This is a genomic window from Streptomyces sp. NBRC 110028 (assembly GCF_001417735.1).
Lineage (GTDB): Bacteria > Actinomycetota > Actinomycetes > Streptomycetales > Streptomycetaceae > Streptomyces.
The window spans coordinates 870,022-885,427 of sequence record NZ_BBUZ01000022.1 but is presented as its reverse complement, the minus strand read 5'-3'; the positions used below and the strand labels follow the sequence as shown (position 1 = coordinate 885,427).

Annotated in this window: 12 protein-coding genes; 2 read left to right on the top strand and 10 right to left on the bottom strand. The window is 73.7% G+C overall.

Annotated features, from left to right (window positions below):
* Nucleotides 1-51: 51 nt before the first annotated feature.
* Nucleotides 52-744 carry a metal-dependent transcriptional regulator gene (locus ASC60_RS04130; protein ID WP_055546679.1) on the bottom strand — a complete coding sequence of 231 codons (693 nt, stop codon included), beginning with the start codon at nucleotides 742-744 and terminating at the stop codon, nucleotides 52-54.
* A 192-nt stretch (nucleotides 745-936) separates the two neighbouring features.
* Here ASC60_RS04130 and ASC60_RS04125 point away from each other — a divergent pair, with 192 nt between their 5' ends.
* On the top strand, nucleotides 937-1,692 hold the full coding sequence (locus ASC60_RS04125; RefSeq protein ID WP_055546677.1) for an SIS domain-containing protein: 756 nt from the start codon (nucleotides 937-939) through the stop codon (nucleotides 1,690-1,692).
* A 4-nt stretch (nucleotides 1,693-1,696) separates the two neighbouring features.
* Here ASC60_RS04125 and ASC60_RS04120 read toward each other — a convergent pair whose 3' ends face one another.
* Both ASC60_RS04120 and pdxH read right to left on the bottom strand, forming a co-directional pair.
* Nucleotides 1,697-3,148 (bottom strand): PAS domain-containing protein, encoded by a 1,452-nt coding sequence (locus ASC60_RS04120; RefSeq protein WP_234356769.1) that lies wholly within the window; start codon nucleotides 3,146-3,148, stop codon nucleotides 1,697-1,699.
* 416 nt (nucleotides 3,149-3,564) lie between these two features.
* Entirely contained in the window at nucleotides 3,565-4,194 is a 630-nt protein-coding gene (gene pdxH / locus ASC60_RS04115; protein WP_055546675.1) for a pyridoxamine 5'-phosphate oxidase, read from the bottom strand.
* Between the two features lie 482 nt (nucleotides 4,195-4,676).
* Here pdxH and ASC60_RS04110 point away from each other — a divergent pair, with 482 nt between their 5' ends.
* Nucleotides 4,677-5,777, top strand: a complete 1,101-nt coding sequence (locus ASC60_RS04110) for a citrate synthase 2 (protein ID WP_055546673.1) — start codon at nucleotides 4,677-4,679, stop codon at nucleotides 5,775-5,777.
* A gap of 8 nt (nucleotides 5,778-5,785) precedes the next feature.
* Here ASC60_RS04110 and ASC60_RS04105 read toward each other — a convergent pair whose 3' ends face one another.
* From ASC60_RS04105 to ASC60_RS04075, 7 genes are all read right to left on the bottom strand, one after another.
* Nucleotides 5,786-6,439 (bottom strand): TetR/AcrR family transcriptional regulator, encoded by a 654-nt coding sequence (locus tag ASC60_RS04105; RefSeq protein WP_055546671.1) that lies wholly within the window; start codon nucleotides 6,437-6,439, stop codon nucleotides 5,786-5,788.
* Complete coding sequence (locus ASC60_RS04100) at nucleotides 6,436-7,287, bottom strand: enoyl-CoA hydratase family protein (RefSeq protein WP_055546669.1); 852 nt, start codon at nucleotides 7,285-7,287, stop codon at nucleotides 6,436-6,438. Before ASC60_RS04100 ends, ASC60_RS04105 begins: the two co-directional genes overlap by 4 nt.
* Nucleotides 7,284-8,879, bottom strand: a complete 1,596-nt coding sequence (locus ASC60_RS04095; RefSeq protein WP_055546667.1) for an AMP-binding protein — start codon at nucleotides 8,877-8,879, stop codon at nucleotides 7,284-7,286. Before ASC60_RS04095 ends, ASC60_RS04100 begins: the two co-directional genes overlap by 4 nt.
* 66 nt (nucleotides 8,880-8,945) lie before the next feature.
* Nucleotides 8,946-10,085 (bottom strand): acyl-CoA dehydrogenase family protein, encoded by a 1,140-nt coding sequence (locus ASC60_RS04090; protein ID WP_055546665.1) that lies wholly within the window; start codon nucleotides 10,083-10,085, stop codon nucleotides 8,946-8,948.
* A gap of 53 nt (nucleotides 10,086-10,138) precedes the next feature.
* The gene (locus tag ASC60_RS04085; protein WP_055546662.1) at nucleotides 10,139-12,061 is read right to left on the bottom strand and encodes a biotin carboxylase N-terminal domain-containing protein; all 1,923 of its coding nucleotides are present in this window, start codon (nucleotides 12,059-12,061) and stop codon (nucleotides 10,139-10,141) included.
* A 14-nt stretch (nucleotides 12,062-12,075) separates the two neighbouring features.
* Nucleotides 12,076-13,674, bottom strand: coding sequence for an acyl-CoA carboxylase subunit beta (locus ASC60_RS04080; RefSeq protein ID WP_055546660.1), 1,599 nt, complete (start codon nucleotides 13,672-13,674; stop codon nucleotides 12,076-12,078).
* Nucleotides 13,671-15,341, bottom strand: coding sequence for an acyclic terpene utilization AtuA family protein (locus tag ASC60_RS04075; protein WP_055547231.1), 1,671 nt, complete (start codon nucleotides 15,339-15,341; stop codon nucleotides 13,671-13,673). Before ASC60_RS04075 ends, ASC60_RS04080 begins: the two co-directional genes overlap by 4 nt.
* Nucleotides 15,342-15,406 lie beyond the last annotated feature (65 nt).

Here is a 15,406-nt window from a genome sequence, read left to right as displayed (position 1 = left end):
GGGGGAGGGGGAGGGGGAGGGGCCCGGTGGAGTCAGGCCCTGCCCCAAGATCTAGCGCTTGGCCACGAAGACGTGGGAGGCGATGTCCGCCTCCAGCTCGGCCGCCTCGCCGCCGCTGCCGACCAGGACGCCGCCCGGGGACTCCGTCACGCTCACCACCGAGCCCGGCTGCACCCCGGCCCTGCGCAGCGTGTACATCAGCTGGGCGTCCATCTGGATCGGCTCGCCGATGCGGCGCACGACCACCGTCTTGCCCTCGGTGCCGGGGGCCAGCTCGCGCAGGCTCACCATGCTCTCGTCGAGGAACGGGTCGGGCTCGCCCTTCTCGCCCAGCTCGTCCAGGCCCGGGATCGGGTTGCCGTACGGCGACTCGGTGGGGTGGCGCAGCAGCTCCAGCACGCGGCGCTCGACCGCCTCGCTCATCACGTGCTCCCAGCGGCACGCCTCCGCGTGGACCTGCTCCCACTCCAGGCCGATCACGTCGACGAGCAGGCATTCGGCGAGCCGGTGCTTGCGCATCACGCGGGTGGCCAGGCGGCGGCCCTCCTCCGTCAGCTCCAGATGGCGGTCGCCCGCGACCGTCACCAGTCCGTCGCGCTCCATGCGCGCCACCGTCTGGCTGACGGTGGGGCCGCTCTGATCGAGCCGCTCCGCGATCCGGGCGCGCATGGGGACCACGCCCTCCTCCTCGAGTTCGAGGATGGTGCGGAGATACATCTCCGTGGTGTCGATCAGTCCGGACATGCGTGCCCCTTGATGTGTCGTGCGGTGGCCCTGAACCCAATTCTGACGCATCCCACCGACAAGAGAGCCGGATCGGCCACTGCCGCAGCGCTGGGTGGAGGCGGTATTGACAGCGTCATGATCCACAACGCAACGTGATCCGCGCCACGGGGATGTGGACCCAAGTTAACACCGACACGAAGGGCCTCGGCGATGAGCCAGAGCAAGCCGGCAGGGCGCTTTTTCGACGCCGCGATCGGGCTGCTGCACAAGGTGCGGGACGAGGAATCCGAACGCATCACCGCGGCGGGCGGACTGATCGCCGATACGGTCACCGGCGGCGGCCGGCTCTTCGTCTTCGGCGCCGGCCACTCCTCCCTGCCGGCCCAGGACGTCGTCTACCGCGCGGGCGGGCTGGCCCTGATGAACCTGCTCCCGGTGCCGGGAGTGGTCGGCGTGGATGTCATGCCCGCGACGCTGGGCAGTGCGCTGGAGGGGGTCGAGGGGCTGGCCACGGCCGTCCTGGAGACCGGTCCGCTGCGCTCCGGTGACCTGCTGTTCGTCATCTCGCTGTCCGGCCGGAACACGCTGCCGGTGGAGATGGCGACAGGCGCGCGGGAGCGCGGGGCGACGGTGATCGGCGTGACGTCCGTGGCGTACGCGACGGCGACCACGTCCCGTAACGCGTCGGGCACCTTCCTCAAGGACCACTGCGATCTGGTCCTCGACAACAAGATCGCGGTCGGTGACGCGGAGGTCACGGCGGAGGGCGTGGGGGCGCCGTTCGCCCCCGCGTCGACCGTGGTGACGAGCGCGCTGATGCAGGCCGTGGTGGCGGCGGGGGTGGAGGAGCTGGTGGCCCGCGGCGTACGGCCGCCGCTGCTGCGGTCGGGCAACGTGGACGGGGGCCACGAGTGGAACCGCCAGGTGATGGCGGACTACGGCGACCGGATCTTCTACCGGCGGTAGAAGATCACTTGCCTTGGGCGAGGTCCACCGCGGCCGCGACCCGGGCCGCCACGTCCTCCGCGTACGCCGTGTCCGCACGGTCGAAGGGCCGGCGGGCCGGGCCGCGCAGCAGGGTGAGCACGCCCAGGGTGCGGCCGCGGCTGCGCAGCACCGCGCACAGTGCGTGCACGGAGCCCTCCGGCCACTTGCGGGCCGCCGCCCACCGCGCCGCCGCCTCGTCCGCACGCGTCGCACTCGCCCGCACCGAACCGCAGCGCTCGGCCGCCTGGAGCGCCGGGTGGCCCTCCGGATAGGCCACCGGGATGCCGCCCGGGGCCATCGGGGAGCACGGGCCCGCGGCGCCGCCCGGCGTGGCCGCCGCCCGCACGAGACGGATCCGCTCGCCCCCACCGGCCCCCAGCGCGCCCGGCGGCACCGGCTCCGGGCGGTCCAGGACCAAGTCGATCAGGGCGTCGTCGGCGAAGCCCGCGAGCGCGAAGTCCAGGTGGACCGCGGCGGCCTCCATCGGGTCCTCGCACTCGGCCGCAGCCCGCGCCGCCCGGTGCAGCTGGTTGCCGCGGAAGCGCAGCCGCGCGCTCTCCTGCTCGTGCTCCTTCGGCTCCGTCACGTCCTGGAAGATCCAGGCCACCCCGAGCGGCACCGGCTCCTCGGTGAGCGGCGAGGCCAGCCGCAGGAAGCCGCTGCGCCAGCAACGGCGCGCCGGGGGCGCGTCCTCCGGGGACTGCCCGGCCGCCTCGCGCAGCGTCACCCACAGCTCGGTGGGCGCCGGGGGCGCGCCCTCGGCGAGGACGTACTGGAGGGCGTTCTCGACCTCCTCCACGCCCTGTTCGAGGAACTCGCCCAGCGGCCGCCCGAGCGCGGCGGTGCGGCCCGTCCGCAGGGCGGCCGCCGCGTTGCCGTTGAGGACGGCCACCCGCAGATCGGCGTCGACGAGGACGACGCACCAGGACGCGTCCTCCAGCAGCGCTTCGCTCAGCGCGATCGACCGCTCCAGGTCCAGCTGCGCGTGCACCTCGCTGAAGGCGCAGTACACCCCGGCCGGGCGGCCGTCCGCGCCCGGCACCGCGGACGACTGGACACGGACCAGGACCCGGCCGCCGTCCTTGGTCAGCAGGGCGAACTCGTGCACCCGGCGCCCGGTGGCGCCCAGGACCTCCATCAGCCGCGCCTCGACGTCCCGCGCGTCCTCCGTACGGACCGCCCACCCCGCCAGTCCCTTGCGCCCCACGGCCTCGGCCGCCGGCCAGCCGAGGATGCGCTCGGCCTCGCGGTTCCAGTGGGTGACGGTGCCGTCGGCGTCGAACGCGCACAGCGCGGCGTCCATGCCGTCCAGCAGCGCGGCGAGCAGGTCGGAGTCGTCCCGGCCGGGGCCGGTCGCGGGCACGGGCGCGGCCCCCGGCTGGGCCGGGACGGGACGGGCGGGACGCGCGGGTTCGGAGCGCTGCGGAGCGGTCACCGGACACCCCCTGCGGGACGTGGTGGACGTGGCTGCCTGTGATGGTGCACGTCGGAACATTGAACTCGAACGTGACGCGCACCACACCGGATTCCGCGAAATCGTTGCCTCCCGGAAATTCGCTTGTGTGCGCCGCGAGGCCGTTCCTAAGGTGTTGAGCACACGAGAAGGGAGGTGGTTCGGCAGATGTATCAAATCCGGACGCGTGAGGTGGCTGCGGGCTAGCGGTCCGTCGTCGCGCTCAGCGCATTCGCCGGACCGGCGTACGAAGGATGTACGCAGCCGGCCAATCCCAAGCAGTCACCCGGCCCGCGGGTCGCCGGTACGTCCGACCGGCCCCCAGGCGCCCTCACCGGCGCCAGGGGACAGACCCGCGGGTCGTCTGCGTTCCTGGACAACGGCCCCGGCGCGCTCCCTCACGGGGACAGGCGCTCGATCCGCCAGCCCTCCCCGTCCGGCGTCCGCACATACCGCAGCCGGTCGTGCAGCCGGTTCTCCCGGCCCTGCCAGAACTCCACCGCCTCCGGCACCACCCGGAACCCGCCCCACTCCGGCGGCACCGGTACCTGCTCGCCCGGCGGATAGCGGTCCGCCAGCTCCGCGTACGCCCGGTCCAGCTCCTCCCGCGCACCGACCACCGAGGACTGCGCGCTGGCCCACGCGCCCAGCTGCGAGCCGTGCGGGCGGGTCCGGAAGTACGCGGCCGTCTCGTCCCGCCCGGTGCGGTGCGCGACGCCCGTCACGATCACCTGGCGGGCGATCGGATGCCAGGGGAAGAGCAGCGAGACGTGCGGGTTCCCGGCCAGTTCGCGGCCCTTGCGCGACCCGTAGTTGGTGTAGAAGACGAAGCCGCGCTCGTCGAAGCTCTTCATCAGGACCGTACGGGAGCTGGGGCGCCCGGCCGCGTCCACCGTGCCGACGACCATCGCGTTCGGCTCGTACAGCCCGCTGCCCACCGCCTCCTGGAACCACCGGGTGAACTGCTGGAACGGGGTGCCCCCGAGGCCCGTCTCGTCGATGCCCGCCGCGCGGTAGTGCTCGCGCATGGCGGCCGGGTCGTATGTGCGCGCGGAGTAAGCCGAGGGGGAAGCCGGGGGCTCCGGGTCAACATGAGGCACGCGCATATCTTGCAACATCATCGGTCCACCGCACGGGCTGCCCCGAAAGAGCGATGCCCCCTCTCCCCCGCGTCGGGGATCCGTAACCCTCCGCCCGCCGCACAAGCGGTGTGCCACTTCTCACGCGCCCCTGTGACTGGCGCGTCCACCGCCCCGTGGCCGACCATGCGCCTGTCAGCGCGGTGCCCCGGCGCCGGTTTTCGCCCCTGTTGGGTGACCACCGCACAGACGGGGCACACCACCGGGTACCCGGTACGGACCGCGAGCCGTCGGCCGCGGAGTCGTCCGGGGCCGGACGATCCGATGGCACCGTTCTCCGCCCCTTACGACGTTTCATCCGCACCAGCCGTATCCCCGCACCGTTGTTCGTTCCGTAGCCACCTGTCGCCTACACCATGAGGAGCCGCCCGATGTCGGACTTCGTACCCGGACTCGAGGGAGTCGTCGCGTTCGAGACGGAGATCGCCGAACCCGACAAGGAGGGCGGCGCGCTCCGCTACCGCGGCGTCGACATCGAGGACCTGGTGGGCCACGTGTCCTTCGGGAACGTCTGGGGCCTGCTGGTCGACGGCGCCTTCAACCCCGGGCTGCCCGCCGCCGAGCCCTTCCCCATCCCGGTGCACTCCGGCGACGTCCGGGTCGACGTACAGTCCGCGCTGGCCATGCTCGCGCCCGTCTGGGGCCTCAAACCGCTCCTCGACATCGACGAGGCCCAGGCCCGCGACGACCTCGCCCGCGCGGCCGTCATGGCGCTGTCGTACGTCGCCCAGTCGGCGCGCGGGCAGGGTGTCCCGATGGTGCCGCAGCGGGAGATCGACAAGGCCGAGACCATCGTCGAACGCTTCATGCGCCGCTGGCGGGGCGAGCCCGACCCCAAGCACGTCGCCGCCGTCGACGCGTACTGGACCTCCGCGGCCGAGCACGGCATGAACGCCTCCACCTTCACCGCCCGCGTCATCGCCTCCACCGGCGCCGACGTCGCCGCCGCGCTCTCCGGCGCGGTCGGGGCCATGTCCGGGCCGCTGCACGGCGGCGCGCCCTCCCGGGTGCTCGGGATGATCGAGGAGATCGAGCGCACCGGCGACGCCACGGCGTACGTGAAGAGGGCGCTGGACCGGGGCGAGCGGCTGATGGGCTTCGGGCACCGGGTCTACCGCGCCGAGGACCCGCGGGCGCGGGTGCTGCGGCGCACCGCCAAGGAGCTGGGCGCGCCGCGCTACGAGGTCGCGGAGGCGCTGGAGCGGGCCGCTCTGGAGGAGCTGCACAACCGGCGGCCGGACCGGGTGCTGGCCACCAATGTCGAGTTCTGGGCGGCGATCACGCTGGACTTCGCGGAGGTCCCGGCGCCCATGTTCACGTCGATGTTCACGTGCGCGCGGACGGCCGGATGGAGCGCGCACATCCTGGAGCAGAAGCGGACCGGCCGTCTCGTCCGCCCCTCGGCGCGGTACGTCGGGCCTGGCACCCGCGGCCCGCAGGAGGTCGACGGGTACGGGGACATCTCGCGGTAGCGGTACCGCTACCGGTAGGGGCCCATGAGCCCCTGCCCCTCGCGGGTGCGGGCAGCGCCCAGCGCCTCGTCCAGGATGCGCGACCACTGCGCCACCACACGCTCCCGGCGCGCGCTGTCGTCCGTCAGCAGATTGGCCAGGCCCAGGCCGCGGGCCATGTCGAGCAGCCCCTGCACGGCCTCCCGCACCCCCGGGACCGTCTCGTCGGCGCCCAGCAGCTCCACCGCCATGCGGTGCGTCTCGCGGCCGATACGGGCCTCCAGGACGGTCACCCGGGCGCCCAGCTGGGGTTCGTACGACGCGGCGACCCACAGCTGGAGCGCGGCCCGGAACAGCGGGCCGGTGTACAGGTCGACGAGTTCCGCGACGACCGCGCGCGTACGGGCCGTGCCCTCGCCCGCCGGGGCGAGGGCACGCAGCTCCGCCGAACGCTGCTCCGCGACCTGTTCGACCGCGGCCGTGAACAGGTCCTCCCGGGTCGGGAAGTGGTGCTGCGCCGCGCCCCGGGACACCCCGGCCCGCTCCGCGACCACCGACACCGTCGACCCGGTCCAGCCGTGCTCGGCCAGGCACGCCACGGCGGCCTCCAGCAGCCGCTGCCTGGTCGCGCGGCTGCGGTCCTGCTTGGGGTCACGCGTACGCGGGGACGTACCGCGACTCACTGACCGGCCTCCGTCGCCCCGGCCTCCGTCGCCCACACCGGATCACGCCGCTCCCGGAACGCCGTCATCCCCTCCCGCGCCTCCGCCGACCCGAACAGCCGCGCCGACAGCTCCGCCAGTGCCTCCCCGTCCCGGTCGAACGCGCACCGCACCTCGGCCGTCACCAGCCGCTTGGACTCCGCCAGGCCCTGCGGGGAGCCCCGGCGCAGACCGTCCAGCACCGGCGCCAGCGCCCCGTCGGCGTCCCCCTCCGGGTCCGCCACCGTCACCAGGCCGATCCGGGCCGCCTCGGCGGCGTCGAACCGCTCCCCCGTGAGGTAGTAGCGGGCCGCGGCGCGGGCGTCCAGGCGGGGCAGCAGCGGCATCGATATGACGGCCGGGGCCAGGCCGAGCCGCGCCTCGGTGAACGCGAAGCTCGCGCCGCGCCCCGCCGCCGAGATGTCGCACGCCCCGAGCAGCCCCAGCCCACCGGCCCGCACATGCCCGGTGACCCGCGCGACCACCGGCTTGGGCAGCTCCACGATGGCGCGCAACAGCTCGACCAGCCCCAGCGCGCCCGACGCGGCCGGGGGTTCGCGCAGATCCGCGCCCGCGCAGAACGTGGTGCCGGTGTGCGTGAGCAGCACCGCCCGGACCTCCGGATCGGCCCCGGCCGCCGCCAGCCCGGCCCGCAGCTCGGCGACCAGGCGGGCGGAGAGCGCGTTGCGGTTGTGCGGCGAGTCGAGGGTGAGCACCCGGATGCCCCGGTCACCGGACGAGCGCACCAGAGGTACTTCGGCGTCGGCCGGGGCGCCGGTCGGGGCGTCGGTCGGGGCGCCGGTCGGGGCGTCGGTCAGGGGGTCGGTCATGGGCTGGTCGAACTCCTTTCCCTGGCGCGCAGTTCGCGCCGCAGGATCTTTCCGGCGGCCGAGCGCGGCACGCTGTCGGTGAACTCCACGCGCCGCACCCTCTTGTACGGGGCCACCTGCCCGGCAACGTAACGGATCAGCTCGTCCTCCGAGATCCGGGCACCGGGCCCGCGCACCACGTACGCCTTCGGGATCTCGTTGCCGTCCCCGTCCGGCACCCCGATCACGGCGGCGTCGGCGACGGCCTCGTGCGCGATCAGCACGGCCTCCAGATCGGCCGGGGCGACCTGGTAGCCCTTGTACTTGATCAGCTCCTTCACCCGGTCCACCACGAACAGCCAGCCGTCCGCGTCCACATGGCCGACATCGCCCGTGTGCAGCCAGCCGTCCGCGTCGACGATGGCCGCCGTGTCGGCGGGCCGCCCCAGATAGCCCTTCATCACCTGCGGGCCCCGGATCAGGATCTCCCCGTCCTCCCCCACCGCCACATCCCGGCCGCCGTCGACGCCACCGTCCAGGCCGACGACGCGCATCTCGGTGTTCGGCAGCAGCTTCCCCACCGTCCCCGGCGGAACGCCCTCCGCGTACCGGGGCACCAGATGGCAGCCCGGAGACAGCTCCGTCATCCCGAACGCCTGCAGCAGCGGCGGCACCCCCAGCCGCCGCGCGCACGCCTCCGCCAGCCGCGCGTCCAGCGGCGCCGCCGCGCTCAGCACGTACCGCACCGACGACAGGTCGTGCTCCGCCACCGCCGGATGCCTGGCGAGCGCCAGCACGATCGGCGGCGCCACATACAGCGCCTGCGCCTCGTAGCGCTCGATCGCGGTCAGAAACCGGTCCAGGTCGAAGCGCGGCAGCACGATCACCGTGCTGCCGGCCCGCAGCGGGGCGTTCATGAGCGCCGTCAGCCCGTACACGTGGAAGAACGGCAGCACCGCGAGCACCCGTTCACCCGGCCGCGTCGGCACCAGGGCCTCCACCTGCGCCAGATTGGTCGCCACGCTGCGGTGCGTCAGCATCACGCCCTTCGGGCTGCCCGTCGTCCCCGACGAGTACGGCAGCACCGCCACGTCCTGCGCCGGGTCGATCTCCACCACCGGCTCCGGCGCCGTGCCGTGCAGCATGTCGCGCAGCGAACGATGCCCGCCCGCCTCGTCGCATACGAAGATCTCCCGCACCCCGCCCGCCTGCTCCGCCGCCTGCCGCGCCACCCTCAGCAGCGGCGACACCGTCACGATCCACGTCGCCGCCGCGTCCCGCAGCTGCTGCGCCAGCTCCTCCGCCGTCGCCAGCGGATGCACCGTCGTCACCGCCGCTCCCGTGCGCGTCACCCCGTAGAACGCCATCGGATACATCAGCGAGTTGGGGCTGTGCAGCGCCACCACCTCGCCCTTGCGCACCCCCGCCGCCGCCAGCTCCGCGGCGATCCGGCGCACGGCGCGGTCCAGCGCCGCGTAGCCGACGCGCTCCCCCGTCACCCCGTCGATGAGCGCCGTACGGTCCCCGGACTCCTTCGCCGCGCGGCCCAGCACCGCGTCGTGAATGGGCAGATCGACGAGCGGGACGTCAGGAAACTCGCTGCGCAGCACCATGGCCGCTCCCCTCGGGTCACTGTGCCTGCTTGTTGCCTTCCCGTCCGTACTGCCCCGGTCGCCCGATCAGTACGACTTCGGCAGCCCCAGCGTCTGATGCGACACGAAGTTGAGGATCATCTCCCGGCTGACCGGCGCGATCCGCGCCACCCGCGCCGCCGTGATCAGCTTCGCCAGCCCGTACTCCTCCGTCAGGCCGTTCCCGCCGAGCGTGTGCACCGCCTGGTCCACGGCCTTCACGGCCGCCTCCCCGGCCGCGTACTTCGCCATGTTGGCCGCCTCCCCCGCGGCCGCGTCCTCCCCGGCGTCGTACAGGTACGCGGCCTTCGCCATCATCAGCCGGGCCAGCTCCACCTCGATGTGCGCCTGGGCGAGGGGGTGCGCGATCGCCTGGTGCGCGCCGATCGGCTCCCCCCACACCTGGCGGGTGCGCGCGTAGTCCACGGCCTTCGCCAGGGCGTGACGGCCCATCCCCAGCGCGAACGCCGCCGTCATGATCCGCTCCGGGTTCAGCCCCGCGAACAGCTGCGCCAGCCCCGCGTCCTCGTCCCCCACCAGCGCGTCCGACGGCAGCCGTACGTCGTCCAGCACCACCTCGAACTGCTTCTCGTTCGCGGCCAGTTCCATGGGGATGTGGTGGTACGCGAAGCCCGGGGTCCCGCGCGGGACGACGAACAGGCAGGGCTTGAGCTTCCCGGTCCGCGCGTCCTCCGTACGGCCCACGATCAGGGTCGCGTCGGCGATGTCCACGCCCGAGATGAAGACCTTGCGGCCGGTCAGCACCCAGTCCGCGCCGTCGCGGCGGGCCGTGGTGGTGATGCGGTGCGAGTTCGATCCGGCGTCCGGCTCCGTGATACCGAACGCCATCGTCACGGTGCCGTCCGCCAGCCCCGGCAGCCAGCGCGACTTCTGCGCCTCCGTGCCGTACCGGGCGATCACCGTGCCGCAGATGGCGGGCGACACGACCAGCATGAGCAGCGGGCAACCGGCCGCGCCCAGCTCTTCCAGCACGATGGACAGTTCGGCTATGCCGCGCCCTCCGCCGCCGTACGCCTCGGGGAGGTTGACGCCGAGGTAGCCGAGCTTGCCCGCCTCGGCCCAGAGGTCGGGGGTGGCGGTGTCGTGGTGGTCCCTGCCGAAGGCGGCCACGGCGGTGCGGAGGTCGGCCTGCTCCGGGGTGTCGATGGGGGTGTGCGCCTGGGTCATGTGCGGCTCCGTCCGGTGTACGGGTTGCTCGGCGCTGTACGGGGTGGGTCGGGCTATGCGGGCTCCTCCACCGCGACGACCGCGAGCAGGGCTCCGACCTCGACCTGGCGGCCCTCGGTGGCGTGCAGCGCGGTGAGCACCCCGGCGGTGGGCGCCGTCACGCGGTGCTCCATCTTCATCGCCTCCAGCCACAGCAGCGGTTGGCCCGCCGCCACCTGGTCGCCCACGGCGACATCGGCGATCCGCACCACCGTGCCGGGCATGGGCGCCAGCAGGGAGCCCGGCGCGGTGCGGGCGGTGGAGTCGGGGAAGCGGGAGAGGGGGATGAGGGTGTGCGATCCGAGGGGCGAGTCGACATATATACGGTCGTCGTGGATCGAAACGTCGAACGCGCGGCGGATTCCGCCGGCTTCGAGGACCACCTGGTGCGGGGTCGCTCGGAGCAGGTTCAGGCCCGGGAAACCGTCCGCGGCAAGACCGTCGCGGGTGAACCGGTAGCGGACCTCGTGCTCGGTGCCGTCCGGGGCGCGGTAGGTCTTGATCTGCGGCTGGGACGGCACGTTCCGCCAGCCGCCGAGGCGGCCCACCACGGTCGCGGGCCGATCCGAGGCGTCGGCCAGCGCGGCGGCGAGGGCGGCAAGCGGTGCGGCCTCCGCGGCGGGTTCCGTCAGCTCGTCGAGGTGGCGCGTCAGGAAGCCGGTGTCCATGCGCCCGGCCTCGAACTCCGGGTGCCGCAGCGCCCGTACCAGCAGGTCGCGGTTGGTGGCCGGGCCGTGGATCCGGGCGTGCGCCAGGCCGTGGGCCAGCCGCCGCAGCGCCTCGGCGCGGGTGGGCGCCCACGCGATGACCTTGGCCAGCAGGGGGTCGTAGTGGACGCCGATCAGGTCGCCGTCCGCGATACCGGAGTCCACCCGCAGTCCGCCCGTCCCGACCGACAGCCGGTGCATCACGCCCGCCTGCGGCTGCCACCCCCGGCCCGGGTCCTCCGCGTACAGCCGCGCCTCGACCGCGTGGCCGCGCGGGGACGGGGGCCCGGGGTCCAGGGCCTGCCCCTCGGCCACCCGTAGTTGGAGGGCCACCAGGTCCAGCCCGTAGACCTCCTCCGTCACCGGGTGCTCGACCTGAAGGCGGGTGTTCATCTCCAGGAAGTACGCGCGTCCCGCCGACGAGACCAGGAACTCGACGGTGCCCGCGCCCTCGTACCCGATGGCCCGGGCCGCGCTCACCGCCGACTCCTCCAGCCGGCGGCGCGGTTCGTCGCCGAGCCCCGGCGCCGGGGCCTCCTCGATCACCTTCTGGTGGCGGCGCTGGAGGGAGCAGTCGCGGGTGCCGAGGGACCAGACGGTGCCGTGGGTGTCTGCCAGCACCTGGACCTCGACGTGGCGGGCACCCTCGACGTACGGCTCGACGAACACCTCGCCGTCCCCGAAGGCGGCCGCCGCCTCCGCGCGGGCGGAGGTCAGTTCGGCGGGGAGCGCGGCCAGGCCACGGACGACGCGCATGCCGCGCCCGCCGCCGCCCGACGCCGCCTTGATGAGAACAGGCAGGTCGTCGGCGGTGACCCGGTCGGGGTCGAGGGAGTCGAGGAGGGGGACACCCGCGTCGCGCAGCAGCCGCTTGGCGCGGGTCTTGGAGGCCATGGCCTGCATCGCGGCGGGCGGCGGCCCGACCCACCGCAGCCCGGCGTCACGGACGGCCTGGGCGAAGGCGGCGTCCTCGGAGAGGAAGCCATAGCCGGGGTGGACGGCGTCCGCCCCGGCCGCGAGGGCCGCCTCGGTCAGCAGATCGCCACGCAGATACGTATCGGCTGGGGCGTCGCCCGGCAGCCGTACGGCGGTGTCGGCCTCCCGTACGTGCGGGGCGCCGGCGTCCGCGTCGGAGTGGACGGCGACCGTGGCGATGCCGAGTTCACGGCAGGTGCGGATGACGCGGCGGGCGATTTCGCCACGGTTGGCGATGAGGACGGATCGGATCACGGCGGGGTTTTCCCTCACATCCGGAAGACGCCGAAGCCACCGCGCGCCCCCTCGACGGGCGCGGTGTGGAGGGCGGAGAGGCAGAGGCCGAGGACGGTGCGGGTGTCGCGCGGGTCGATGACGCCGTCGTCGTACAGCCGCCCGGAGAGGAACAGCGGCAGCGACTCGGACTCGATCTGCCGCTCCACCATGGCGCGCAGGGCGGCGTCGCCGTCCTCGTCGTACGGCTGTCCCTTGGCGGCGGCGGACTGGCGGGCGACGATCGACAGCACCCCGGCGAGCTGCTGCGGGCCCATCACGGCGGACTTGGCGCTGGGCCAGGCGAACAGGAAGCGCGGGTCGTACGCGCGGCCGCACATGCCGTAGTGGCCCGCGCCGTAGGAGGCGCCGATGAGGACGGAGAGATGGGGGACGCGGGAGTTGGAGACCGCGTTGATCATCATGGCGCCGTGCTTGATGATCCCGCCCTGTTCGTAGGCGCGGCCGACCATGTAGCCGGTGGTGTTGTGGAGGAAGAGAAGGGGGATGTCGCGCTGGTTGGCGAGCTGGATGAACTGCGCGGCCTTCTGCGACTCCTCGCTGAACAGCACCCCCTGGGCGTTGGCGAGGATGCCGACCGGATAGCCGTGGAGGGTGGCCCAGCCGGTGGCGAGGCTGGCCCCGTACAGCGGCTTGAACTCGTCGAAGTCGGACCCGTCGACGATGCGGGCGATGACCTCGCGCGGATCGAACGGGGCCTTGAGGTCGCCGGGCACGATCCCGAGGAGTTCGTCCGCGTCGTACTTCGGCGGTTCGGCCGGGCCCGGATCGGGGTGGGCCTTGCGCCAGTTGAGGCGGGCGACGACGCGGCGCGCCTGGTGAAGGGCGTCGGGCTCGTCGGTGGCGAAGTAGTCGGCGAGGCCGGAGGTGCGGGCGTGCATATCGGCGCCGCCGAGCGATTCGTCGTCGCTCTCCTCGCCGGTCGCCATCTTGACCAGCGGCGGACCGCCGAGGAAGACCTTGGACCGCTCCTTGACCATGATCACGTGGTCGGACATGCCCGGGATGTACGCGCCTCCGGCGGTGGAGTTGCCGAAGACGACGGCGATCGTCGGGATTCCCTCGGCGGACAGGCGCGTGAGGTCGCGGAACATGGCCCCGCCGGGGATGAAGATCTCCTTCTGGGAGGGCAGATCGGCGCCGCCGGACTCCACCAGGCTCACGACCGGGAGACGGTTCGCCCGCGCGATCTCATGGGCGCGCAGCGACTTCTTCAGCGTCCACGGATTGCTGGCACCGCCCCGCACGGTGGGGTCGTTGGCGCTGATCAGGCACTCCACGCCGGAGATCACCCCGATACCGGTGACGACGGACGCCCCGACCGGATAGTCGCTGCCCCAGGCGGCGAGCGGCGACAGCTCCAGGAAGGGCGTATCGGGGTCCAGGAGCAGTTCGACGCGCTCCCGGACGAGCAGCTTGCCGCGCTTGCGGTGCCGCTCGACGTACTTCTCGCCGCCGCCCGCGAGCGCCTGGGTGTGTGCGGCCTCCAGTTCGGCCAGCTTGTCGAGCATCGCCTCGCGGTGGGCCGTGTAGTCGGCGCCTGCTGGGTCGAGCGCGGACGCGAGCACGGTCACAGCAGAACCTCCGGTATGTCGAGGTGGCGCGAGCGCAGCCATTCGCCGACCGCCTTGGCCTGCGGGTCGAAGCGGGCCTGCGCGGCGACGCCCTCGCCGAGCAGACCGTCGACGGTGAAGTTGAGGGCGCGCAGCCGCGGCAGTTGGTGACGGGTGACCGGCAGTCCGGCGGTCTCCGGGAGGAGTTCGCGGAGCCGGTCGGTGGTGAGGGTGTGGACCAGCCAGCGCCAGGCATCGTCGGTGCGCACCCAGAGGCCGATGTTGGCGCTGCCGCCCTTGTCGCCGCTGCGGGCCCCGGCGATCAGGCCGAGCGGGGCGCGGCGGGCGGGGCCTTGCAGGGGTGGCGGCAACGGGGGTTCGTCGGCGGGCGTCGGATGGCGGGTGTCCGGGGCCGGGGGGATCGCGGTCCGGGTGCCGTCCGGGAGGACGGCGATGTGCGGGACTGCGTCCTGCGGGACGTACGCCGCCTCGAACACCCCGTACGGGGTGGCCTTGCCCGGCGGGGCGGTGAGGTGGAAGCCGGGGATGCTGGCGAGGGCCAGTTCGACGGCCGCGCCGCTGACCGCCCGCCCCACCGTGTCCGGGTCGCGGTCGCGGACGACGAGCCGCAGCAAGGCGCTCGCCTCCTCCTGCACGGCCGCGTCGCGGTGGTCGGTGCGGGCCAGCGTCCAGCGGATCTCGGCGGGGCGGCGCTCGGCGAGGGCCGCCTCCATCTGGTCGCGTACGAGGCCCGCCTTGGCGTCGATGCCGAGCCCGGTGAGGACGAACACCACCTCGTTGCGGTGGCCCCCGAGCCGCGTCAGCCCCGCCTTGAGCGTGGGCGGCGGCGCCTCGCCCCGTACGCCGTGGATCCGCACCCGGTCGGGGCCGTCCTGGGCGAGCCGTACGGAGTCCAGGCGCGCCGTGACGTCCGGCCCCGGATAGCGGGCGCCCGCCGTCTCGTACAGCAGCTGCGCGGTGACCGTGCCGACGGTGACGGCGCCGCCGGTGCCGGGGTGCTTGGTGATGACGGCCGACCCGTCGCGGTGGATCTCGGCCAGCGGGAAGCCAGGCCGCCGTACGTCGCCTAGCTCGCTGAAGAACGCGTAGTTGCCGCCGGTCGCCTGCGTCCCGCACTCCAGGACGTGCCCGGCGACCACGGCCCCGGCCAGCGCGTCCCAGTCGTCCGGCGCCCATCCGAAGTGCCAGGCCGCGGGCCCGGTGACGAGTGCGGCGTCGGTGACCCGCCCGGTGACCACGACGTCCGCCCCGCCGCGCAGGCACGCGGCGATCCCACCGCCCCCGAGGTAGGCGTTGGCGCTGACCACGCCCGGGCCCCAGTCGCGCGCCCCGAGAAGATCGTCGCCCTCCACGTGCGCGACGCGCACCGCTGACCCGAGCCGCCGCGCGAGCGCGCGGACGGCGTCGGCCAGCCCGGCCGGGTTCAGCCCGCCCGCGTTGGTGACGATCCGTACGCCGCGCTCGACGGCGAGCCCGAGGGTGTCCTCCAGCTGGCGCAGGAAGGTGGTGGCGTAGCCGCGGGAGGGGTCCTTGGCCCGGTCCCGGCCGAGGATCAGCATGGTCAACTCGGCGAGATAGTCCCCGGTCAGGACGTCGAGCGGCCCGTCGGTCAGCATCTCGCGCACCGCGTCGAAGCGGTCGCCGTAGAAGCCGGAGGCGTTGCCGATGCGGAGCGGTTCCGGAGTGGTGGGTCCCGGAGTGGTGGGTCCCGGAGTGGTGGGTCCCGGAGTGG